Origin of the sequence: Microbacterium sp. NPDC090014 (assembly GCF_044748285.1) — a bacterium.
Classification (GTDB): Bacteria; Actinomycetota; Actinomycetes; order Actinomycetales; family Microbacteriaceae; genus Microbacterium.
The window spans coordinates 505,426-525,554 of sequence record NZ_JBIVFS010000001.1; the positions used below are offsets into that span (position 1 = coordinate 505,426).

Here is a 20,129-nt window from a genome sequence, read left to right on the forward strand (position 1 = left end):
CTGACATTCTGGGCGGACAGGTCAAGGATGAGGAGATGACGGTGTCGATAGAGCTCGTGACCATGATCGTGACCGTCGCGACCACGCTGCTGGGGCTTGCCGCAGGCTTCGGATGGATGATCACGCGCACGGATGCGCGGTTCGAGATGTTCGAGCAGCGCATGGATGCGCGGTTCGAGAAGGTCGAGCAGCGCATGGATGCGCGGTTCGAGAAGGTCGAGCAGCGCATGGATGCGAGGTTCGAGAAGGTGGACGTCGAGCTCGGAGAGGTGAAGATCGCCATCGCCCGACTCGAAGGCCCGGCACCGCGTCTGCTTGTCGCCCGCTGATCTACGAGGCTGACTTCGCGGTGACGGGCGGCGTCGACATCTCGTCCTTGCGGAGCGGGCGCGCGGCACCCGAGAACAGGCCGGACAACACGACCAGGCCGACGAGGATGTAGAGCGTGTTGAGCAGTCCGATGTGCTCGCTGATGAAGCCGAGCACGGGCGGGCCGCCCAGGAACGAGATGTAGCCGATCGTCGCGGCTGCGCTCACTCGCGCGGCCGCCTTGGCGGGGTCGTCTGCGGCGGCGGACATACCCAGCGGGAAGCCGAGAGAAGCGCCGACGCCCCACAGCGCTGCGCCCACGAAGACGAGAGGAAGGCTGGGGGCGAGGATGAAGAGCAGGATGCCGGATGCGGCGGCAACCGCGAGGATGCGCAGCACGGCGACGCGGCCGAACCTGTCGACCAGTGGGCCTCCGAAGACGCGGACGACGGTCATCGCGACCGAGAACGTCGCGAGCGCGGCGGCGCCCAGTGCGGTGCCGCCTCCGTGGTCTTCGGCGACGCCGAGGGCGAGCCAGTCGTTGGCGCCGCCCTCTGCGAACGACATGCCGAGCATGACGACGCCGATCGCGTAGGTGCGCGGCTCGCGCCAGGCGGACATCGCGACGTGCATCCGCTCCCGCCAGTGAGGCTTCTCTGCGTCGTCGGCCGCGGGGTCGAGTGCCTCTTCGCGTCGCGGCACGTTCGCGATGCTGGCGATGCCGATGGCGGCGATCGCGACGGCGATCACGAGCGTATGGGTGAAGACGTCGATGTGCAGCTGTGCGGCAAGCGCCCCGAGCCCGGCGCCGATCACGGTGCCGAAGCTGAAGAAGGCGTGGAAGAGGGGCAGGATCGTCTTGCCCGAGTGCTGCTCGATCGCGGTGGCCTCGACGTTCATCATGACGTCGACGCAGCCGTTGCCGAGTCCGAACAGCACGAGACCGATCAGCACCACGGAGTACGAGCCGAGGACGTTGGCGCCGATGCCGATGAGGGCCACGCCCGAGGCGAAGGTGAAGATCGACACCATCATGCCGAGGCGCGCGCCGGTGCGTGCCATGATCGCGGGGCTGGTCGAGATGCCGATGATCGAGGCGATGCCCGCGCCGAGCAGCAGCATGCCCACCTGAGCCTTGTCGACCTCGAGGGCGAGCTTGATGTCGGGGACACGGGACGCCCAGGTCGCGATCGAGAGACCGCTGGCGAGGAAGATCGCGAAGATCGCGGTGCGCCAGCGCACGTACTGCGATCGGGAGAGAGCCGTGTCCATGCGGATCAGCATATCGAATCGATTCGATGATCGGGAAGCCGGGGAGCTATCCTCGGAGTATGACGAGCCACGACAGCCCGCGCCGAGCGACGATCGCCGATGTCGCACGCGAGGCGGGAGTTGCCACGTCGACGGCATCCGTCGTCTTCAGCGGCAAGGCCAACGTCGCGCCGGCCACGCGCGAGCGGGTGCTCGCCGCAGCGGCGGCTCTCGGATATGCCGGTCCCGACCCGCGCGCCGCATCGCTGCGACGAGGACGCAGCGGCATCGTCGCGGTCGTTCTCGAGGGGCACCTGCGTGCGGCGTTCCTCGACCCGGTGACCACCGCCATGATGGACGGCCTGACCGATGGGATGGCCGAGCTCAGCGCCGGCATCCTGCTGATGCGCGACGAGCCGGGCGACGATGAGTCGTCTCTCTCGAACGCACCCGTCGATGCGGTCGTGCTGATCGGGTGCTCGGGGCGCGCCAAGGCGTCGCTCGACATCGTGCGCAGCCGGGGCCTGCCGGTCGTCGTGATCGAGGGTGACGCGGGGGAGGGCATCCCGAAGATCCTGCTCGACAACTCCGCGGCGGCCGCGGACGTCGCACGTCACCTGCGCGACCTCGGGCACCGCGACGTCGCACTCGTCACGCTGCCGCTCGACACCCGTCGCGAGCGGGGACCGGTCACTCAGGAGCGAATCGACGCGGCGACGGTGGATGTGACCATCGATCGCCTCGCCGGCATGCGCGAGATCTTTCCCGACGCGCCCGCGATCTCGGCCGGAGGCAGCTTCATCGACGAGGGGCTCCTCGCCGGACGGCATCTGCTGGCGGATGCCGAGACGCGGCCGACGGCGATCCTCGCTCAGAGCGATCTGATCGCCGTCGGCATCATTCGCGCCGCGGAGGAGCTGGGCCTGCGCGTGCCCGAAGACCTGTCGGTCGCGGGTTTCGACGGGATCGCCGCCGATGGGCTCGGCGACCTCGTGCTCACGACCAGCGTGCAGCCGGCGGTCGAGAAGGGGCGCGCCGCCGGAGAGCAGGTCGCGCGGATGCTCCGAGGAGAACCCGGCCAGACCCTGCACCTCACGTGCCGGTTCCGCGAGGGAACGACCACCGCGGCACCAACCCGCTGACCGGGTCGCTGCGGTCTCGCTCAGCTGCGCTGCGGCCCCAGGGGCAGGGTCTGACTGCCGAAGTCCAGGATCGAGTACCGGCCGCACTCGACCACACGCTCAGGCTGCACCGCCTGCGGAAGATCCCACGGCACGGTCTGCGAATCCTCGACGAGGAACGACACCTCGCCGACTGCGAAGTCCGTGCGGTTGACCAGCCACGCGTAGCCGTTGAGCTGATGATCGACCTGGACGAGGCGCGAGGGGTCTGCGACATGCAGTGCGGGCAGACGAACGGTCCAGAACTGTCCGGCGCCCGTGCGACCGGAGGCGTCGACCCAGTCCGTCACGCACGCGAGATCGGGGTCCGGCCGGGCGGCCGCGTCCGCCAGGCGCGGGATGCTGAGGCCGCCGACGACGAGAAGCACCACGCCGACGATGGCAGCTGTCGAACGACGCAGGCGGGCGGGGAGGCGAATCGCGCGAGGTGACGCGACGAGCACGAGCACCGGAGCGAAGACGAGAGGCTGCAGGTAGCGCGCGGCATGCGTGCCCAGCGCGATCGCCCCGACGACGACGACGATCGGTGCCGCCCAGGCCATCGCGGCGACGAGACGGGTTCCCGGGTCGCCCTGTTTCGCCGTTCTCGCGACGGCGAAGACGATGAGGGCGACGGTGACCAGCAGCCCGATCAGCCCGGGGAGGCTCTGACCGCGTTCGGCGATGAGCCGTGCGTAATAGTCGACCGACTCGTGCCAGTGGTCGGGCTGCGCGTAGCCGACGCCGGTGTTCGCGATCCATGCCGCGAACGGAATACGAGCCAGGAAGCCCGCGGTGGTGCCGGCGAGCAGCACCGCGATGAGGGCGAGGATCTGCGCACGCCGCGACGGCGACACGGCGGCGATGCCCAGGATGATCGCGAGGGGGAGGGTCGCCCACACCGCGTACAGCGGGTTCGAGAGAGCCGATAAGAGCGCGACGGCGCCGAGAGCGATCGACGGCGAGGCTCTGAGGCGGCCGTCGTCGATCACGCGCCGCACGATGCCGACCGTGATGACGACGCCGATCACGGTCGCCGAGTAGTAGGTGGTCGTCAGCTGCAGGGATGCGAGGTCGAGCGCCTCTCGCGACGCCGAGACATCGGTCATCGCGAGCATGCCGAACACCCCGAGCGCGACGACGGACCAGGTGACGGGCGCAGAACCCGCGCGGCCGCGGCCGGCGACGAGCCGGATGGCTCCATAGAGGGCGAGGAGATTGACGACCGCGCTGATCGCGAAGAGGCCGTTCACCGTCGCAGGCACGGCGGCGTCGATCGCGGTGAACGCCGCGGTCTCGGGCAGGAACAGCACGCTCGACATCGCCCAGTCGAGCGATTCTCCCGACAGCAGCGACCGCGCGAGCATCGCGACGACCAGTGAATCGCCGTCTCGGAAGAGCAGGTCGGACCGGGCTGACGACGCGACCACGGATGCGGTGACGATCGACACGGCGGCAGCGCACATCCAGCCGGCCAGCTCGCGCACCCACGTCCGAGTCACGGGGCTACTCTGCCACGAGCCCGCGGCAGACCCGGGCAGCGGGGCGGTCAGGAGACCTGCGACCTCAGATCCCAGACCTGCTCCAGGGGAGCGGTGCCCTCGGCGCCGTCTTCGTCGCGGAAGAGCTCGACGAAGCGACCGATGTCGGCCTGCCAGGCGTGGTCGGCCGGATCGTCCTCGAGCGCGGCGACCGCGGCATCCCAGTCATCGCACTCGACCAGGTGGAACAGGCGCCGGCCCGACCTCCAGATCGTCCAGTCGTGGATGCCGATGCGCGCGAAGGTCTCGGCGAGAGCATCCGGGATGCGGGCGTGGTTCGTGCGGTAGTCGTCGACCGCGCCGTCGCGGATCTCGGAGTGCAGAGCGATGCGCATGAGAGGGTCCTTCCGTCAGTCCCTGGGCTGGAACGAGATCGCGACCGGGGTCGTCGCGTCCGCCACCTCGACCAGGATGGCACCATCGACGCGTTCTGCGGTCACCGGATGCTCGCCGATCCGTGCGCTGCTCTCGTCGAGCAGGCCGTGCGGATCGGGGAGCTCGACGTGTCCGTTCCGGTCGACGACCGCGTGCACCGCGTCATCCGTGCGTGTCCAGCGCAGCCAGGGGTCGTCGGACGCCGGCATCCGCTCTTCCGGTCGCGCACCGAACACGGCGTGCCCGTACTGCCTGTTCCAGTGGCCGATGCCCTCGAGGGTCTCTCGTTGCAGATCGGGGATGCGCCCGGATGCCTCGAGGCCGATGTTGAGCAGCAGGTTGCCGCCCCGTGAGACCACGTCGACGAGCAGAAGCACGGCCTCGTGCGCCGACAGCAGGTGCTCGCTCGTCTCCCTGCGGTTGTGGCCGAACGAGAGTCCGATCCCCCGGGTGTTCTCCCACGCCTCGCCGACCTCGACTGCGGTGCCGTGCACGTACTCGCTGGTGCGGAAGTCCCAGTGGGACTCGCCCCAGCGATCGTTGACGACGCCCTCGGGAACCTGCGCGTAGAACGTCTGGAAGGCGTGGGCGATGCTCTTCGGCCCCGGCTCGATTCCCGCAGCCGGCCACCGGATGTCGCCCCAGAGGATGTCGGGACGATAGCGGTCGATCAGGTCGATGACGTGGTCGTGCGCATATTCCGCGTAGGCGAGGTCATCGGGGGCGGGGGCGCCGTCATGGTCGATGGGCGGCAGGTCGGAGAAGTGCCAGTCGAGACCGCCTGAGTAGTACACGCCGAAGCGGAGGCCGGCCGCGCGCGTCGCGTCGGCGAAGGCTCCGATGAGGTCCTGCCCTGGGCCACGGGCGACGGTGTTGCGCCCATCCGTTCCCGGTGCGTCCCAGAGTGTGACGCCGTCGTGGTGCTTGGTCGTGGGGATGAAGTATCTCGCGCCCGTCGCCGCGACCACGGCGAGCACCTCGTCGGCGTCGAACTCCTCGGCCTTCCAGGCATCGAGGAAGTCGTCATAAGGAGCCCCGCCGTAGACCTCCTCGTGATGCCGGTGGGTCGGCGAGCCCTCGATGCGCATGGTGTTGGCGTACCACTCGGCATAGGGATTGTGGGCGTACCACTCGTCCCGTGGCACGGCGCCGAGCTCACCGGTGGGCTCTGCCCAGGCGGGAACCGAGTACGGCCCCCAGTGCACGAAGATGCCCAGTGCGGCGCCGCGGAACCACTCGGGAAGCGGTCGCTCGAACTCGCGGTAGGCCTCGGGACGAACAGGATCGGTTTCGAACATCGCCATCGGTAGGCACCTTTCATCACACCCTTGTGAACGGTTTCGTCTATCACGTATCCTATAGGAAATCTTGAACTCAAAGGAGAGGTTCGATGACAGACGAAGGCTTCCGACGCCCCACAGAGCGCATCCCCGGCGGGGAGTGGTTCAGCGGCGCAGGCTTCGGCCTTTTCGTGCACTGGGACCAGGCATCGCAGCAGGGCATCGAGATCTCCTGGCCCCTCGTCGGACGCTCGATCATCCCGGGCGAGGATGCCGTGGAAGACGCCGTGACCGTGGCCGAGTACCAGGCGACGGCTCCGACGTTCGACCCCGTGAACTGGGATGCCGCAGATCTCGCGCGTCGTGCCCGCGAAGCGGGAGCCACCTACCTCGTCTTCACGGCACGTCACCATGCCGGATACAACATGTTCTTCACCGAGGAGTCCGACTTCGGCGTGCAGCACGGCCCCTTCGGTCGCGACATCACCCGTGAGTTCGTCGACGCCGTGCGCGCCGAAGGCCTGAAGGTCGGCATCTACTACAGCCTCCCCGACTGGAACCACCCCGACTATCCGGCATTCCGCGATGAGGACCGGCCGTACAAGCTCGAGCACTGGCCCGCCGCGGGCCTCGCCGAGTTCGCCGACACCCCCGACGCGACCGATCGCCACCGGCGGTCGAGTCCGGAGGAGTGGTCGCGCTACCTCGACTACGTGCGGGCGCAGCTGACCGAGCTCCTCACGAACTACGGGCAGATCGATCTGCTCTGGTTCGACGGCGACTGGGAGCGCTCCGCCGTCGAGTGGACGGCTCCGGCACTGCGCCGCCTGATCAAGGAGCTGCAGCCCGATGTCGTCATCAACGACCGCCTGCCCGGCCAGGGCGACTACCGCACCCCCGAGCAGGGCTTCCCGCTCACCCCGCCGACCGGTCCGTGGGAGCTGTGCCTCACGATCGGCGATCACTGGGCATGGCGCACGGGGCCGGACAACGAGAAGTCCGCGCGGTCGCTGCTCGTCACCCTCATCGACGTCGTCGCCCGCGGCGGCAATCTGCTGCTCAACGTGGGGCCCGGTCCCGACGGTGCGCTGCCGGCGGTCGAACAGGAGCGGCTGGGCGAGTTCGCGGAATGGATGCACGCGCACGCCGAGTCCGTGATCGGTGTCGAGCCCACCGTCGGCATCGACTTCCACGGGCCGACGACCGCGCGCGCCGGACGCCTCTACCTGCATCTGACCGCGGTGCCGGTCGACGAGATCATCGTGCGGGGCCTGCCCGTGCGTCGCATCACCCGGGTGCACCGCCTGGCCGACGATCTCGAGCTGCAGCATGACGCGAGCTTCGAGGTGCACGAGGCCTCGATCGCCGGCGACGACCTGGGCGAGCTGCGCATCGTCGCCCCCGCGCCGAGCGGCGCCCTGATCGACGTCGTCGCCATCGACTTCTCCGAGTGACCCGAGCACGACCCGAACCCCCGAGCAGCACCCCCTCACCCATCGCATCGAATCAGCATCCAATGAAGGAGGCAGACAGAATGAATGCACTCTCATCCCGACGCGCGAAGCGTCTCATCCTGACAGGCGTCGCGGGCCTCACCGCTCTCACCCTCGCCGGCTGTGCCAGCGGCTCGGGAGGAGGAGGCGGCGACGCCGGCGGCCCTCTCGTGCTCTACACGTGGGCCGCCAGCGAGGGCGATCAGGCGCAGTGGGCTGACTTCATCGACGGCGCCCAGGCCGAGGATCCCGACCTCGACATCACCGTCGAGGGGCCCAGCTTCTCGGACTACTGGACCAAGGTGAAGACCCGCCTCAGCGGCTCGAACCCGCCCTGCCTGCTGACCACGCAAGCGGCCCGCGCGCAGGAGCTCGGCGACCTGCTGATGCCGCTCGACGACCTGATCGAGAAGTCTGACTTCGACATCGAGAACATCGACGCATCCATGCTCAGCGGCATGACGGTCGACGGCACGATCAGGGCGATCCCCTACGACGCCGAGCCGATCGTGCTGTTCTACAACATCGAGGCGTTCGAGGCCGCGGGTCTCGAGCTGCCCGGCACCGAGTACACGCGCGATCAGTTCATCGCGGATGCGAAGGCGCTGACCGACGGCGACAAGAAGGGCCTCGCGCTCGCACCCGGCATCTTCATCCCGAACGCCTGGTCGCTCGCCGACGGCGTTCCGGCCGTGACCGAGGACGGCGAGCTCGACCTCACGAACCCCGACTTCGTCGACCAGATCCAGAGCTTCTTCGACCTGGTGTCGGTCGAGCAGGTCGCCAAGGCCCCCGAGGCGGCGGACGGCTCGGAGGTCTCGCAGCAGGCCTTCACCTCGGGCGAGGTGCCGATGCTGATCGAAGGTCCGTGGATGTACGGCAGCTTCGCCGACGCCGCCGACTTCACGCTCGGCGTCACGATCGTCCCGTCGACCAGCGGCGAGGCCGCCGCGATGACGGCGGGTTCGGGCTTCGGCATCGCGGCCAACTGCGACCGCCCGGACGAGGCGTTCGCGGCGATCGAGTCACTGACCTCGGTGTCGGTGCAGGAGAAGCAGGCCGAGGCGCGCGGCATCGTTCCGGCGCGCATCGAGGCGCTCCCGGCCTGGGCTGAGGGCAAGACCGAGGGTGCGGCCGAGGTCGTCGAGGCTCTGCTGGCCGATGCGACCCCGCAGCGCACCACCCCGACCTGGAACCAGGTCGAGACCCTGATGACCCAGTACGGAGTGCAGGGCTACCGGGGTGAGCTGACGGCGGAGGAGATCATGGAGACCATCCAGAACTCGGTCGCGGGCTGAGCGGATGGCGATCATGAGCGAGCGGAGAGAGGCCACGGCCTCCTCTCCCGTGCCCGGCGCGGCGGGAGTGCCCTTCGGCGCTCCCGCCCCGCGGGTTCCCCGCCCCCCGCGACGGCGCGGTCAAGCCTGGGTGGCGGTGGCCTTCCTCGCACCCGGGATGATCGGGTTCGTCCTCTTCATCCTCACTCCGCTGTTCGGGTCGGCCTTCATCAGCCTGTTCGACTGGAAGCTGTTCGGCAGCCCCGACTTCATCGGCTTCGAGAACTACGTCAAGCTGTTCCGCGACCCGACGTTCTACACGGTGCTCGGCAACACCCTGATCTTCGCGATCGTGTACACGGCGCTGAATCTGGTCGTCGCCCTCACCATCTCGCTGTGGCTCAGCACGCGCATGAAGGCGGCCGGGGCGTGGCGGGTCATCTTCTTCCTGCCCGTGATCACGCCCATGGTGGCCAACGCGCTGGTGTGGCGACTCCTGCTCTCGCAGGACGGTCTCGTCAACTCGATGCTCGCGACCGTCGGCATCGACGGACCGAACTGGCTGTCGGACTCGGCGTGGGCGCTGCCCTCGGTCATCGCGATGTCGGTATGGCAGTCGTTCGGCTACAACGTGATCGTCCTGTCGGCCGGACTCAGCGCCATCCCGAAGGAACTGCTCGAGGCCTCTCGCATCGACGGCACCTCGGCGTGGCAGCGACTGCGCTTCATCATCCTCCCGTTGCTCTCGCCGTCGCTGTTCTTCTGCTCCACGATGACGATGATCGGCGCGTTCCAGGTGTTCGTGCAGCCGCTCTTCCTCACGCAGGGAGGGCCGGGAGAGAGCACCAACACCTTCGTGCTGTACCTGTACCGCAACGGATTCGTCTTCGATCGGCTCGGCTATGCATCCGCTCTCGCGTGGATCCTCTTCCTCGTCGTGATGCTCATCACGGCCCTGCAGTTCGTCGGCCAGCGCAGGTGGGTGAACTATGAGTGACGTCGTGAGCCTGCCCCGTCGTGCGCGTCAGCGCCGTGAGTCGCTCAAGGAGTGGCTCAACACCGCGGCCATCGCCGTGGTCGCGCTGATCTTCGCGTTCCCCTTCATCTGGATGTTCCTCACGGCGCTCAAGCCCGAGAACGAGGTCTTCACCGCCACCCCGCAGATCTTCGGATCGGAGATCCGCTGGGCGAACTTCGTCGAGGCGTGGACCGTCGTGCCGTTCGGACGCTTCATCCTCAACGGCCTGTTCGTCGCGATCCTCGGCGCCGCCCTCTCGGTGATCGTCGCCGTGCTCTCGGCCTACGCCTTCTCTCGACTGCGGTTCAAGTACCGCGACAAGCTCTTCCTGCTGTTCGTGCTCACGCTCGTGCTGCCGCAGGAGGTGCTCGTCGTCCCGCTCTTCATCATGATCAACAGCTGGGGATGGAACGACAGCTACGCGGCCCTCATCATCCCGTTCGCCTTCACCGCGTTCGGCACCTTCCTGATGCGGCAGTTCTTCCTCACCATCCCCATGGAGTACGAGGAGGCGGCACTGATCGACGGCGCCTCGCGACTGCGCACCCTGTGGTCGGTGCTGCTGCCGCAGCTGGTCGCCCCGCTCAGCGTGCTCGCGGTGTTCTCGTTCATCGGCTATTGGAACTCGTACCTGTGGCCGCTGATCATCATCAACACGCAGGACATGGCCACCGTGCCCCTCGGGCTCGGCATGTTCACCGGTCAGTTCGGCACGCAGTGGTCGCTGCTCATGGCCGCATCGACACTGGCCGTCATCCCCTCGTTGATCCTCGTGCTGCTGCTGCAACGGCAGCTCATCAAGGGGGTCACCCTGGGCGGACTCGGAGGACGCTGATGACCACGACACACCACACCACGAAGCCCTTGCGGGAGGCCGTCGCGGACGCGACGGCCGGCAGCCGCATCGTGCACGCGGAGGCGCAGCTGTGCGACCTGCCCGTCGAGACCGAGCGCACGGATGCCCTGCAGACGTTCGTCAAGCAGGAGACCATCTTCGTGCGGCTGCGCACCGCCGACGGCACCGAGGGCATCGGCTACAGCTACACGATCGGCACCGGCGGCGGGGCGGTGCTCAGCATGCTGCGCGAGACGCTGCTGCCCGCTCTGATCGGGCTCGAGGCCGAGCGTCCCGAAGCGCTGTGGCTCGCACTCTTCGGCATCACTCGCGCCACCACGGTCGGGCCGATCACGGCACTCGCGCTCGCCGCGGTCGACACCGCGGTCTGGGATGCGAAGACCCGTCGCGCCGGACTCCCGCTCTGGGTCGCCGCCGGAGGCGCGTCGCCCTCCGTGCCCGTGTACGACACGGAGGGCGGATGGCTGCACTTCCGCACCGACGAGCTCGTCGCCCATGCGGTCGCCGCCAAAGAGCGCGGCATGGGCGGCGTGAAGATCAAGGTCGGCATGCCGCGAGGGCACCAGGACCTCGAGCGACTGCGTGCCGTGCGCGACGCGGTCGGACCCGGCATGGACATCATGGTCGACGCGAACCAGTCGTTCACGGTCGCCGAAGCCGTGCGTCGAGCCCGGCTGTTCGAGCAGGTCGACGTCTTCTGGTTCGAAGAGCCCCTGCCTGCGGAGGACATCGAGGGGCATCGTCTTCTGGCGCGCTCGACGTCGGTGCCGATCGCGGTCGGCGAGAGCATGTACTCGCTCGGTCACTTCCGCGAGCACCTGCAGCGTGGCGGCGCGTCGATCGTGCAGGCCGACGTCGCCCGGGTCGGCGGGATCACTCCGTGGCTCAAGATCGCGCATCTGGCCGAGTCCTTCAACGCCCCCGTCGCGCCGCACTTCCTCATGGAGCTCCACGTCTCCCTCGTCTGCGCGATCCCCAACGCGCTGTACCTCGAGCACATCCCGCAGCTGCGAGCGGTCACGACGGGCGAGATCCGCATCGAGAACGGTCGCGGGTGGGCGCCGACCCAGGCGGGCCTCGGCATCCCCTGGAACGATGACGCCCTGGGCCGGCTGATCGTGTCATGAGTGCGCCTGTCTCCACCGCAGCGAAGCCCGTCGCGATCGGACGCGGAGGGCTTCTCGCCCCGCCCGTCGCCTATGGGGCTGCCGCGCTCGGCAATCTGTACCGGGCGCTGGACGACCGGGAGTGGCCGCGCATCGTGCCGGCCGCGTGGGAGGGCGGCGTGCGGTACTTCGATGTCGCGCCGCACTACGGTCTCGGCCTCGCCGAGCGACGCCTCGGCGAGAGCCTGCGCGAGCTCCCGCGTGAGGAGTACATCGTCTCGACCAAGGTCGGACGCCTGCTGGTTCCGCAGGATGCCGCGGGCCGCTCGGACCTCGACAACCTGTTCGACGTGCCGGCGGATCATCGGCGCGTGCGCGACTACTCCCGCGACGGCGTGCTGCGCTCGGTCGAGCAGTCGCTCGAGCGCCTCGGACTCGACCGCATCGACATCGCTCTGGTGCACGATCCCGATGAGCACGAGCGCGAGGCGCTCGAGGGTGCCTTCCCCGCCCTGAGCGAGCTGCGGGACCAGGGCGTCATCCGCTCGTTCGGTGCCGGCATGAATCAGAGCGGCATGCTCACGCGGTTCGTGCAGGAGACGGATGCCGACGTCATGATGGTCGCCGGGCGCTGGACGCTGCTCGACCAGTCGGCCGCCGATGACCTGCTTCCAATCGCCCGGGAGCGCGAGGTGACGGTGCTGGCCGCCGCCGTCTTCAACTCGGGAATCCTCGCGACGGATGCTCCCGCTCGCGATGCCACGTTCGACTACGGCCCCGCGGACCGCTCGGTGCTCGCCCGGGCTCAGGCGATCGCCCGGGTCGCCCGGCATCACGGCACCACACTCCCCGAGCTGGCCGCACAGTATCCGCTGACGCATCCCGCCGTGGGCGCGGTGGTGATGGGCGGTGCCAGCGCGGAGCAGGTCGCGCGCAACAGCCGTCTCGTCGCACGCCCGGTCGCCGAGGCGGTCTGGGACGATCTGCGTGATCGCGGTCTGATCGCCGACGAAGGGCACCCCCTACGATGAGACTCATGTTCGGCGACGAAGAGGCACGCGGACCGAGGCCGCTTCCGGCGCGGCGCGCGCTCGTCGACGACGTGTACGACGCGGTGCTCGGCCTGCTCATGGACCAGGTCATCGAACCGGGAGCAAAGGTCAACATCGACGCGGTCGCCCGCGACCTCGACGTGTCTCCGACGCCCGTGCGCGAGGCGCTGACGCGGCTCGAGTCCGAAGGGCTCGTCGCGAAGCGGGCGCTGAAGGGCTATGTCGCAGCTCCTCTGCTCGACGCGGCGGGCCTGCGCGATCTGTACGACATGCGCGAGCTGCTGGAGCCGGAGGCGGCGCGGCGTGCATCGGCGCATCTCGACCACGAGACCGAGACCGAGCTGGCGGAGTCCGTGGTGACGATGCGTACAGCGTCGGCACCCGATGAGGACGAGCGCTTCCGCAACTACCGGCGGTTCATCGACGAGGATCTGCACTTCCATCACCTGATCGCGGAGAGTGCGCAGAGTCCGCTGCTGTCGGAGGCCATCGTGCGGCTGCGTGCGCACATGCACCTCTACCGGCTGAACTTCCGCCACGACTTCGAAGACGACACCGTGAGCGAGCACGAGAGCATCCTCGACGCGCTGCGCCGACGCGACCCCGAAGCCGCCGCCGCGGCGATGAGGATGCACATCGCGAACTCGTACGACCGTCTCGGTCCGGCGCTCGCTCGGCAGGCTGAGAACGCATCCGAATGAGCTGATTCTGCGTGCGAGATCGCGCAAATTGCCCGAAAATCCGGGGGAAACCGACCATTTGCATGGTCGGGCGCCGACATCATCGACCCTGAAGCGCGGAATATCAAGGTAAACTCGATATCGACACCCGCCCGCCCGCCTGCGCCGCCCCCGGCCGACGAGCTTTGAGGAGCCGCGTATATGCTGACGCTCCTCGCCGTGTTCCTCCTCGGGTCGATCCTGATGCCCGTTCTGGTGCGCTGGCTGGGATCCCAGGCATTCGCCATCGCGGCTCTCATTCCCGCCGCGGCATTCATCCACGCCCTCGTCCTCACCCCTCAGGTGCTCGACGGACCGACGCCCTTCGTCTCGGTCGCGTGGATCCCGCAGCTCGGACTGAATCTGTCCATGAACATGGACGTGCTCGGCTGGGTGCTGACGCTCATCGTCACCGGCGTCGGTGCTCTCGTGCTGCTGTACTGCCGTTGGTACTTCCATGACGACTCCGCCGGCATCGGCCAGTTCGCGGGCGTGCTGCTCGGGTTCGCGGGTGCGATGTACGGCCTCGTCCTGACCGACGACCTCGTCATGCTCGTGATGTTCTGGGAGGTGACGAGCATCCTCTCGTACCTCCTCATCGGGCACTACCGACGCCGCGCCGCCAGCCGACGAGCAGCACTGCAGGCGCTCCTGGTCACCACTCTCGGCGGGCTCGTGATGTTCGTCGGAGTCGTGCTGCTCGTGGTCGACGCGGGTACCTCGAGCATCCGCGAGATCCTCGAGATCGCACCCACAGGCGCCATCGTCGACGCCGCCGTCGTGATGCTCCTCGTCGGCGCGATCAGCAAGTCCGCGATCTTCCCCTTCCACTTCTGGCTGCCCGGTGCGATGGCGGCGCCCACTCCCGTGAGCGCGTACCTGCACGCCGCGGCGATGGTCAAGGCGGGTATCTACCTGATCGCGCGCTTCGCCCCGATCTTCGCCTTCACCGGTCCGTGGCGGCCGGTCATCATCTCGCTGGGCATCCTGACGATGCTGATCGGCGGCATCCAGGCGCTGCGCGAGACCGACCTCAAGCGCATCCTCGCGTTCGGCACCGTCAGCCAGCTGGGCTTCTTCTCGGTCGTCATCGGCTACGGCACCCAGGCGAGCGCGCTGGCCGGTCTCGCACTCGTGATCGCGCACGCGCTGTTCAAGTCGGCGCTGTTCCTGATCGTCGGCGTGATCGACCGTCAGCTGTCGACGCGAGACATCACCGAGCTGAGTGGCGTCGGGCGTCAGGCTCCCGTCATGGCGACAGCGGCATTCATCTCCATCGCATCGATGGCCGGCATCGCACCGACCCTCGGATTCGTGGCGAAGGAGTCGACCCTCACGGCGCTCCTGGACGACGCACTGCACGGCTCGCCCTGGGGGCTCGTCGCGATCATCGGCGTCAGCCTGGGATCCATGCTCACGGCGGCATATGGCATCCGCTTCCTCTGGGGTGCCTTCTGGACCAAGCGCGATGCGGCGGGCGATCGCCTCCCCGACACCGCCTGGCCCGACCCGCCCGTCGGATTCCTCTCGGCGCCGATCATCCTCGCCGGGCTCACGCTCGCCGCAGGCATCGGAGCACCGGCTCTCGACGTCGCGCTCCAGGGATACGCGCTCACAGCCACCCCGGGCCTCGATGCCGAGGGGGTCGCCGCGGAAGGACCCGGGCACCTCGCGCTCTGGCACGGTCTCGAGCCGGCGCTCGGCATCTCGATCCTGTCGATCCTGCTCGGCGCCGCGGTCTTCCTCCTCACGCTGCGCACCGGATGGGACCGCAAGGCGCGACTGATCCGCTTCACTGCCGCAGACGGCTACTACCTGGTCATGCGCGGTATCGACCGACTCTCGGTGCTGAGCACGACGCTCACCCAGCGCGGCTCTCTGCCGGTCTACGTCGGCACCATCTTCGTGGTGTTCGTCGCCGCCGAGATCACGGCGCTCGTCGCCAGCGACATCGATCGCTTCCAGCTCTCGGCCTGGCACACGCCCACGCAGCTCGTGGTCGCGCCGATGATGGCCGCCGCGGGCGTCATGGCCGTGCGCGCGCAGAAGAGATACACGGGCGTCGTCCTCGTGTCGATCACCGGCCTCGGGATGGTCGTGCTGTTCGCGACCAGCGGCGCCCCCGACCTCGCGCTCACGCAGATCCTCGTCGAGACCGTGACGATGGTCACCTTCGCACTGGTGCTGCGTCGCCTGCCCGCGCGGATGGGCGAGCACAACGCCTCTGTCGGGCGCATTCCCCGCGCGCTGCTGGGTGTCGGAGTCGGGCTCACGATGGCGCTGGTCGCGATCGTGGCGACCCAGTCCCGCGTCGCGGATCCGATCTCCGCCGCGTTCCCGAAGCTCGCGTACGAGATCGGTCACGGCAAGAACGTCGTGAACGTCGCCCTGGTCGACCTGCGCGGCTGGGACACGATGGGCGAGCTCTCGGTGCTCGTGCTCGCCGCCACGGGTGTCGCGTCTCTCGTGTTCGTCACGCACCGCGCCGACATGCTCTCCGCGACGAAGACGCTGCCCAAGGCGCGCCGCCGTCGCACGCTCAGCCGCCCGCTCGTCGAGACGACCGAGGGCGTGCGCTTCCAGACCGACGAGAACGAGAGCAGCCCCCGCGCCTGGCTCGTCGGCGGCCCGAAGATGAAGCCCGAGAACAGGTCGATCCTGCTCGAGGTCATCGTCCGCATCCTCTTCCACACGATCATCGTCGTGTCGATCTTCCTGCTCTTCTCCGGCCACAACCTGCCAGGCGGAGGCTTCGCCGGAGGTCTCGTCGCGGGCATGGCGCTCGTCATGCGCTACGTCGCCGGTGGACGCTGGGAGCTGGGCGCTGCCGCACCCACGGATGCCGGGCGACTGCTCGGTGCCGGTCTGATCCTCGCCGTCGGCACGGCGGTCGTGCCGCTGTTCTTCGGCTTGGCGCCGCTCACCAGCAACTTCTGGGAGTGGGAGATCCCCGGCATCGGCCACATGGAGTTCGTCACCTCGACCATCTTCGATGTCGGTGTGTACCTGGTCGTGATCGGCCTCGTGCTCGACGTGCTGCGCAGCCTCGGTGCCGAGGTCGACCGTCAGGCGCAGGAGTTCCGCGAGCGAGGGGTGACCCTCTGATGGATGTCTCCCTCACCCTGATCGTGATCATGGCCGTGCTCTTCGCCTGCGGCGTCTACGCGATGCTCGAGCGCAGTCTCACCCGCGTGCTGATCGGCTTCCTGCTGCTCGGCAACGCGACGAACCTGCTGCTCCTCATCGTCATGGGAGTGCCCGGCAACGCGCCCTTCTTCGGAACCGAGGGCGAGCTCAGCGACCCGCTGCCCCAGGCGCTCACCCTGACCGCCATCGTCATCACCTTCGCCGTCTCGGCATTCCTCCTCGCCCTCATCTACCGCTCGTGGCAGCTGGGTCAGGCCGACACCGTCGAGGACGACGAGGCCGACATCGCACTCCGTGAGCGCACCGATGCCGACGAAGACCTCATGGACGACGAGGCCGACGCGGCGGACGACGAGGCGACCACGGACTTCGTCGGCGTGCAGACGTCGCCGATCACCGTGCTGCACATGCGCGACCACGCCGCGATCAACGACGACGCTCCGACCGACCGGCCCACCCCGCCTCGAGCCGTGTCCGCGGCGTCCGACCAGGATCCCGATGTGGATGCCGGTCCAGGCGCGGCCGTCCTCGACAGGGAGTCGGCACCGCCCGACGACGACGCCGAGGACTCGACGCACTCGTCGGCTTTCCGGACGGATGCCGACACGCACGCGTCGGACGCCCACGAGACCGATGCGGCGGACGCCGCTCGAGATACGGCGGCTGACACGGCATCCGATGACAGCGCACCCGAGCACACCGACGATGGGGAGGACCGCCGATGAGCGCCCTCGTCCCCCTGCTCGTCGCCCTGCCGCTGCTCGGCGCCGCAGTGACCCTGATCTTCGGCCGCAACCCGCGCCTCCAGGCCTTCGTCACGGTGGCCACGCTCGCGATCGTCTCGGTCATCGCGGCCGTGCTGCTGGTCGTCGTCGATGCGGGTGAGCCGCTCGCGGTCTCGGTCGGCGGGTGGCCGGTGCCCTTCGGCATCGTGCTCTACGTCGACAGGCTCGCGGCGCTCCTCGTGCTCATCTCGAGCATCGTGCTGCTCGCGGTCCTGCTCTTCTCGATCGGTCAGGGTGCCGCGGACGGCACCGACGAGACCCCGATCTCGATCTTCAACCCGTCGTACCTGATCCTCGCGGCCGGCATCTTCAACGCCTTCATCGCGGGCGACCTCTTCAACCTGTACGTCGGATTCGAGATCCTGCTCGTGGCGTCGTACGTGCTGATAACGCTCGGGAGCACCGAGTCCCGCATCCGCACGGGTGCCGTCTACATCGTCGTCTCGCTGGTCTCGTCGATCCTGTTCCTCGCTTCGATCGCGATGATCTACGGTGCCCTCGGCACCGTGAACATGGCCCAGATCGCCGAGCGCATGACCGAGCTCCCGCAGGAGACGCAGCTCGTGCTGCACCTCATGCTGGTGATCGCCTTCGGCATCAAGGCCGCGATCTTCCCGGTGTCGTTCTGGCTGCCCGACTCGTACCCGACGGCACCGGCGCCCGTCACTGCGGTGTTCGCGGGATTGCTGACCAAGGTCGGCGTCTACGCGCTGATCCGCACCGAGACGCAGCTGTTCGCCGAGAACAGCATCGACACCGTGCTCCTGATCATCGCGTTGGCGACCATGATCGTGGGCGTGCTCGGCGCTGTCGCACAGGCCGAGCTCAAACGAATCCTGTCGTTCACGCTGGTGAGCCACGTCGGCTACATGATCTTCGGCCTCGCGATAGCGACCCCCGCGGCGATCGGCGCGACGGTCTACTACATCGTCCACCACATCATCGTGCAGACGACGCTGTTCCTGGCGGTCGGTCTCATCGAGCGCAGGGCGGGAAGCACGTCCATCCTGCGCGTGAAGGGGCTGCTCAAGGTCGCGCCCGTGATCGCGGTGCTCTACTTCATCCCCGCGATCAACCTCGGCGGACTGCCGCCGTTCTCCGGTTTCATCGGCAAGTTCGCGCTGTTCGAAGCCGCAGCATCCGTGGGAACGCCGCTGATGCTCGTGCTGATCTTCGGCGGCATCGTCACCTCGCTCCTCACGCTCTATGCGCTGATGCGAGCATGGAACCTCGCGTTCTGGCGCGAGGAGGACGACTCGACCGAGACCGAGGGGCGCATCTCGTACCTCGGCAACGCCCCGGCCGCGGATGAGCAGCAGGAGCGTCGCCGCATCCCCCGGATCATGACCATCGCGACCGCCGGGATGGTCGGGGTGACGATCGCGCTCACCGTGTTCGCGGGCCCGCTGTATGCCCTGTGCGACCGCATCGGTGCGGCGCTGCTCGACCCCGTCACCCTCGTGCAGCTGGAAGACGAGGTGGAAGGATGAGCCCCACCGAGACCGGCCGCCACTTCTGGCGGGACATCCGCGTGCAGCTGCCGTTCCTGGCATGGCTCGTCGTGCTCTGGATGCTGCTGTGGGGGCAGTTCACGGTGCTGGCGTTCGTCTCGGGCCTGGTCATCGCGGTGTTCGTCACCCGTGTCTTCCGGCTGCCCACCGTCGAGCTCTCCGGACGCATCAACATCTGGTTCGCCGCGTTGCTCATCGTGCAGTTCCTCTTCGCCGTGCTCCGCGGCGCTGTCGCGGTCACCCTGCAGGTGTTCGACTTTCGGCATCAGCCCGGCGCCGCGATCATCGCCGTTCCTCTGCGCTACGCCGACGACCTGATGATGACGCACGTGTCCGTGGTGTCGTCGCTGGTTCCCGGGTCGCTCGTCGTCGAGGCCGATCGCGACCGGCAGGTGCTGTATCTGCACGTGATCGGGGTGCGCAGCATGGCCGATGTCGAGAAGCAGCGCGAAGGCGTGCTGCGCTGGGAGCGACGGGTCGTGCGTGCGCTCGGAGCCCCGGCGCAGTACCGTGCCCTCAAGGCCGACGAACGTGCGGCGCGCGCCAGCGGAGGTGCCCGATGAATGTGCTGATGCTCGCGATCATGGTCGTCTTCGGCGTCGCCGCCATCCTGACGATCATCCGCATCGTGCGGGGGCCCTCGATCCTCGACCGGGCGGTGGCCTCCGACGTGCTGCTCACCGAGGTCATGTGCGTGCTCGGCGCCGAGATGGCCATCAACGGCCACACCCGCAACATCCCGGTGATGCTGATCATCGCCGCGGTCGGCGTCTTCGGCTCGATCTCGGTCGCCCGGTTCGTGGCCAGAAGGGACAACACGACACCATGAACGTGTTCGGTCTCGCCATTCCCGACGTGGTCATCGACGTCGCGGTGCTCGTGCTGATCCTGCTCGGCGCGATCCTCTGCCTGTCGGCGGCGGTCGGGCTGCTGCGATTCCGCGACGTGCCGTCGCGGCTGCACGCCGCGACCAAACCGCAGGTGCTCGGCCTCATCCTCATCTGCCTCGCGATCGCCCTGTCTCAGCGCACGGTCGGCGGAATCCTCTTCGGGCTCGCGCTCGTCGCCCCGGTCGTGCTCATGCAGTTCGCCACCGCGCCGCTGTCCGCGCACATCGTCGGGCGGCAGGCGTATCGCAACGGCACCACCGACGAGCGCAGCCTGGTCGTCGACGAGCTCGCCGAGTCGAAGCAGACCCCGCCGGCCGCCGGCTGATCGCACGCCCGCAGCTGCGCTGAGACGGACGCCA

18 protein-coding genes and 1 pseudogene are annotated in these 20,129 nt (G+C 68.4%); 15 read left to right on the plus strand and 4 right to left on the minus strand.

The window, feature by feature from the left end:
* Positions 1–35 precede the first annotated feature (35 nt).
* Positions 36–329, plus strand: a complete 294-nt coding sequence (locus ACIPV5_RS02490) for a response regulator (RefSeq protein WP_400339457.1) — start codon at positions 36–38, stop codon at positions 327–329.
* 1 nt (position 330) lies between these two features.
* Here ACIPV5_RS02490 and ACIPV5_RS02495 read toward each other — a convergent pair whose 3' ends face one another.
* Positions 331–1,581 carry an MFS transporter gene (locus tag ACIPV5_RS02495; protein ID WP_320489405.1) on the minus strand — a complete coding sequence of 417 codons (1,251 nt, stop codon included), beginning with the start codon at positions 1,579–1,581 and terminating at the stop codon, positions 331–333.
* Positions 1,582–1,640: 59 nt separating this feature from the next.
* On the opposite strand from ACIPV5_RS02495, the gene ACIPV5_RS02500 reads away from it, so the two are divergent.
* Entirely contained in the window at positions 1,641–2,702 is a 1,062-nt protein-coding gene (locus tag ACIPV5_RS02500; protein ID WP_053098300.1) for a LacI family DNA-binding transcriptional regulator, read from the plus strand.
* 20 nt (positions 2,703–2,722) lie between these two features.
* On the opposite strand, the gene ACIPV5_RS02505 is transcribed toward ACIPV5_RS02500, so the two are convergent.
* Genes ACIPV5_RS02505 through ACIPV5_RS02515 form a run of 3 tightly spaced genes read right to left on the minus strand, consistent with a single transcriptional unit; the run spans position 2,723 to position 5,940 of the window.
* Complete coding sequence (locus ACIPV5_RS02505) at positions 2,723–4,222, minus strand: hypothetical protein (protein ID WP_400339460.1); 1,500 nt, start codon at positions 4,220–4,222, stop codon at positions 2,723–2,725.
* Positions 4,223–4,269: 47 nt separating this feature from the next.
* Positions 4,270–4,596 carry an L-rhamnose mutarotase gene (locus ACIPV5_RS02510; protein WP_056275821.1) on the minus strand — a complete coding sequence of 109 codons (327 nt, stop codon included), beginning with the start codon at positions 4,594–4,596 and terminating at the stop codon, positions 4,270–4,272.
* Between the two features lie 15 nt (positions 4,597–4,611).
* Positions 4,612–5,940 (minus strand): alpha-L-fucosidase, encoded by a 1,329-nt coding sequence (locus ACIPV5_RS02515; protein ID WP_363518743.1) that lies wholly within the window; start codon positions 5,938–5,940, stop codon positions 4,612–4,614.
* 86 nt (positions 5,941–6,026) lie between these two features.
* On the opposite strand from ACIPV5_RS02515, the gene ACIPV5_RS02520 reads away from it, so the two are divergent.
* From ACIPV5_RS02520 to mnhG, 13 genes and pseudogenes are all read left to right on the plus strand, one after another.
* Positions 6,027–7,370, plus strand: coding sequence for an alpha-L-fucosidase (locus tag ACIPV5_RS02520; RefSeq protein WP_056275828.1), 1,344 nt, complete (start codon positions 6,027–6,029; stop codon positions 7,368–7,370).
* An 80-nt stretch (positions 7,371–7,450) separates the two neighbouring features.
* Positions 7,451–8,707 (plus strand): ABC transporter substrate-binding protein, encoded by a 1,257-nt coding sequence (locus ACIPV5_RS02525; RefSeq protein WP_400339464.1) that lies wholly within the window; start codon positions 7,451–7,453, stop codon positions 8,705–8,707.
* Between the two features lie 13 nt (positions 8,708–8,720).
* Positions 8,721–9,683, plus strand: coding sequence for a carbohydrate ABC transporter permease (locus tag ACIPV5_RS02530; protein ID WP_261987667.1), 963 nt, complete (start codon positions 8,721–8,723; stop codon positions 9,681–9,683).
* Entirely contained in the window at positions 9,676–10,539 is an 864-nt protein-coding gene (locus tag ACIPV5_RS02535; protein ID WP_187249122.1) for a carbohydrate ABC transporter permease, read from the plus strand. The genes ACIPV5_RS02530 and ACIPV5_RS02535 overlap by 8 nt, the downstream gene beginning before the upstream one ends.
* Complete coding sequence (locus ACIPV5_RS02540; RefSeq protein WP_295101223.1) at positions 10,539–11,687, plus strand: mandelate racemase/muconate lactonizing enzyme family protein; 1,149 nt, start codon at positions 10,539–10,541, stop codon at positions 11,685–11,687. Before ACIPV5_RS02535 ends, ACIPV5_RS02540 begins: the two co-directional genes overlap by 1 nt.
* Positions 11,684–12,697, plus strand: a complete 1,014-nt coding sequence (locus ACIPV5_RS02545) for an aldo/keto reductase (protein WP_400339467.1) — start codon at positions 11,684–11,686, stop codon at positions 12,695–12,697. The genes ACIPV5_RS02540 and ACIPV5_RS02545 overlap by 4 nt, the downstream gene beginning before the upstream one ends.
* A 5-nt stretch (positions 12,698–12,702) precedes the next feature.
* Positions 12,703–13,419 carry a GntR family transcriptional regulator gene (locus tag ACIPV5_RS02550; protein WP_285363596.1) on the plus strand — a complete coding sequence of 239 codons (717 nt, stop codon included), beginning with the start codon at positions 12,703–12,705 and terminating at the stop codon, positions 13,417–13,419.
* A gap of 180 nt (positions 13,420–13,599) precedes the next feature.
* Positions 13,600–16,542, plus strand: coding sequence for a Na+/H+ antiporter subunit A (locus ACIPV5_RS02555; RefSeq protein ID WP_400339470.1), 2,943 nt, complete (start codon positions 13,600–13,602; stop codon positions 16,540–16,542).
* Positions 16,542–17,042, plus strand: a pseudogene (locus tag ACIPV5_RS02560) (Na(+)/H(+) antiporter subunit C); the annotation flags it as partial. The gene ACIPV5_RS02555 and the pseudogene ACIPV5_RS02560, both read left to right, overlap by 1 nt.
* A gap of 263 nt (positions 17,043–17,305) precedes the next feature.
* The gene (locus tag ACIPV5_RS02565; protein WP_056275836.1) at positions 17,306–18,859 is read left to right on the plus strand and encodes a Na+/H+ antiporter subunit D; all 1,554 of its coding nucleotides are present in this window, start codon (positions 17,306–17,308) and stop codon (positions 18,857–18,859) included.
* Positions 18,856–19,443: a Na+/H+ antiporter subunit E gene (locus tag ACIPV5_RS02570; RefSeq protein ID WP_187249118.1), complete on the plus strand. Its 588-nt coding sequence runs from the start codon at positions 18,856–18,858 to the stop codon at positions 19,441–19,443. The genes ACIPV5_RS02565 and ACIPV5_RS02570 overlap by 4 nt, the downstream gene beginning before the upstream one ends.
* Entirely contained in the window at positions 19,440–19,709 is a 270-nt protein-coding gene (locus tag ACIPV5_RS02575) for a monovalent cation/H+ antiporter complex subunit F (protein WP_053098313.1), read from the plus strand. Before ACIPV5_RS02570 ends, ACIPV5_RS02575 begins: the two co-directional genes overlap by 4 nt.
* Positions 19,706–20,095, plus strand: a complete 390-nt coding sequence (mnhG, locus tag ACIPV5_RS02580) for a monovalent cation/H(+) antiporter subunit G (RefSeq protein ID WP_053098314.1) — start codon at positions 19,706–19,708, stop codon at positions 20,093–20,095. Before ACIPV5_RS02575 ends, mnhG begins: the two co-directional genes overlap by 4 nt.
* Positions 20,096–20,129 lie beyond the last annotated feature (34 nt).

Coding starts and splice junctions, on each gene's coding strand:
- ACIPV5_RS02490 (WP_400339457.1), top strand. CDS start 36: ATGACGGTGTCGATAGAGCTCGTGACCATGATCGTGACCGTCGCGACC.
- ACIPV5_RS02495 (WP_320489405.1), bottom strand. CDS start 1,581: ATGGACACGGCTCTCTCCCGATCGCAGTACGTGCGCTGGCGCACCGCG.
- ACIPV5_RS02500 (WP_053098300.1), top strand. CDS start 1,641: ATGACGAGCCACGACAGCCCGCGCCGAGCGACGATCGCCGATGTCGCA.
- ACIPV5_RS02510 (WP_056275821.1), bottom strand. CDS start 4,596: ATGCGCATCGCTCTGCACTCCGAGATCCGCGACGGCGCGGTCGACGAC.
- ACIPV5_RS02515 (WP_363518743.1), bottom strand. CDS start 5,940: ATGGCGATGTTCGAAACCGATCCTGTTCGTCCCGAGGCCTACCGCGAG.
- ACIPV5_RS02520 (WP_056275828.1), top strand. CDS start 6,027: ATGACAGACGAAGGCTTCCGACGCCCCACAGAGCGCATCCCCGGCGGG.
- ACIPV5_RS02525 (WP_400339464.1), top strand. CDS start 7,451: ATGAATGCACTCTCATCCCGACGCGCGAAGCGTCTCATCCTGACAGGC.
- ACIPV5_RS02530 (WP_261987667.1), top strand. CDS start 8,721: ATGAGCGAGCGGAGAGAGGCCACGGCCTCCTCTCCCGTGCCCGGCGCG.
- ACIPV5_RS02535 (WP_187249122.1), top strand. CDS start 9,676: ATGAGTGACGTCGTGAGCCTGCCCCGTCGTGCGCGTCAGCGCCGTGAG.
- ACIPV5_RS02540 (WP_295101223.1), top strand. CDS start 10,539: ATGACCACGACACACCACACCACGAAGCCCTTGCGGGAGGCCGTCGCG.
- ACIPV5_RS02545 (WP_400339467.1), top strand. CDS start 11,684: ATGAGTGCGCCTGTCTCCACCGCAGCGAAGCCCGTCGCGATCGGACGC.
- ACIPV5_RS02550 (WP_285363596.1), top strand. CDS start 12,703: ATGTTCGGCGACGAAGAGGCACGCGGACCGAGGCCGCTTCCGGCGCGG.
- ACIPV5_RS02555 (WP_400339470.1), top strand. CDS start 13,600: ATGCTGACGCTCCTCGCCGTGTTCCTCCTCGGGTCGATCCTGATGCCC.
- ACIPV5_RS02565 (WP_056275836.1), top strand. CDS start 17,306: ATGAGCGCCCTCGTCCCCCTGCTCGTCGCCCTGCCGCTGCTCGGCGCC.
- ACIPV5_RS02570 (WP_187249118.1), top strand. CDS start 18,856: ATGAGCCCCACCGAGACCGGCCGCCACTTCTGGCGGGACATCCGCGTG.
- ACIPV5_RS02575 (WP_053098313.1), top strand. CDS start 19,440: ATGAATGTGCTGATGCTCGCGATCATGGTCGTCTTCGGCGTCGCCGCC.
- mnhG (WP_053098314.1), top strand. CDS start 19,706: ATGAACGTGTTCGGTCTCGCCATTCCCGACGTGGTCATCGACGTCGCG.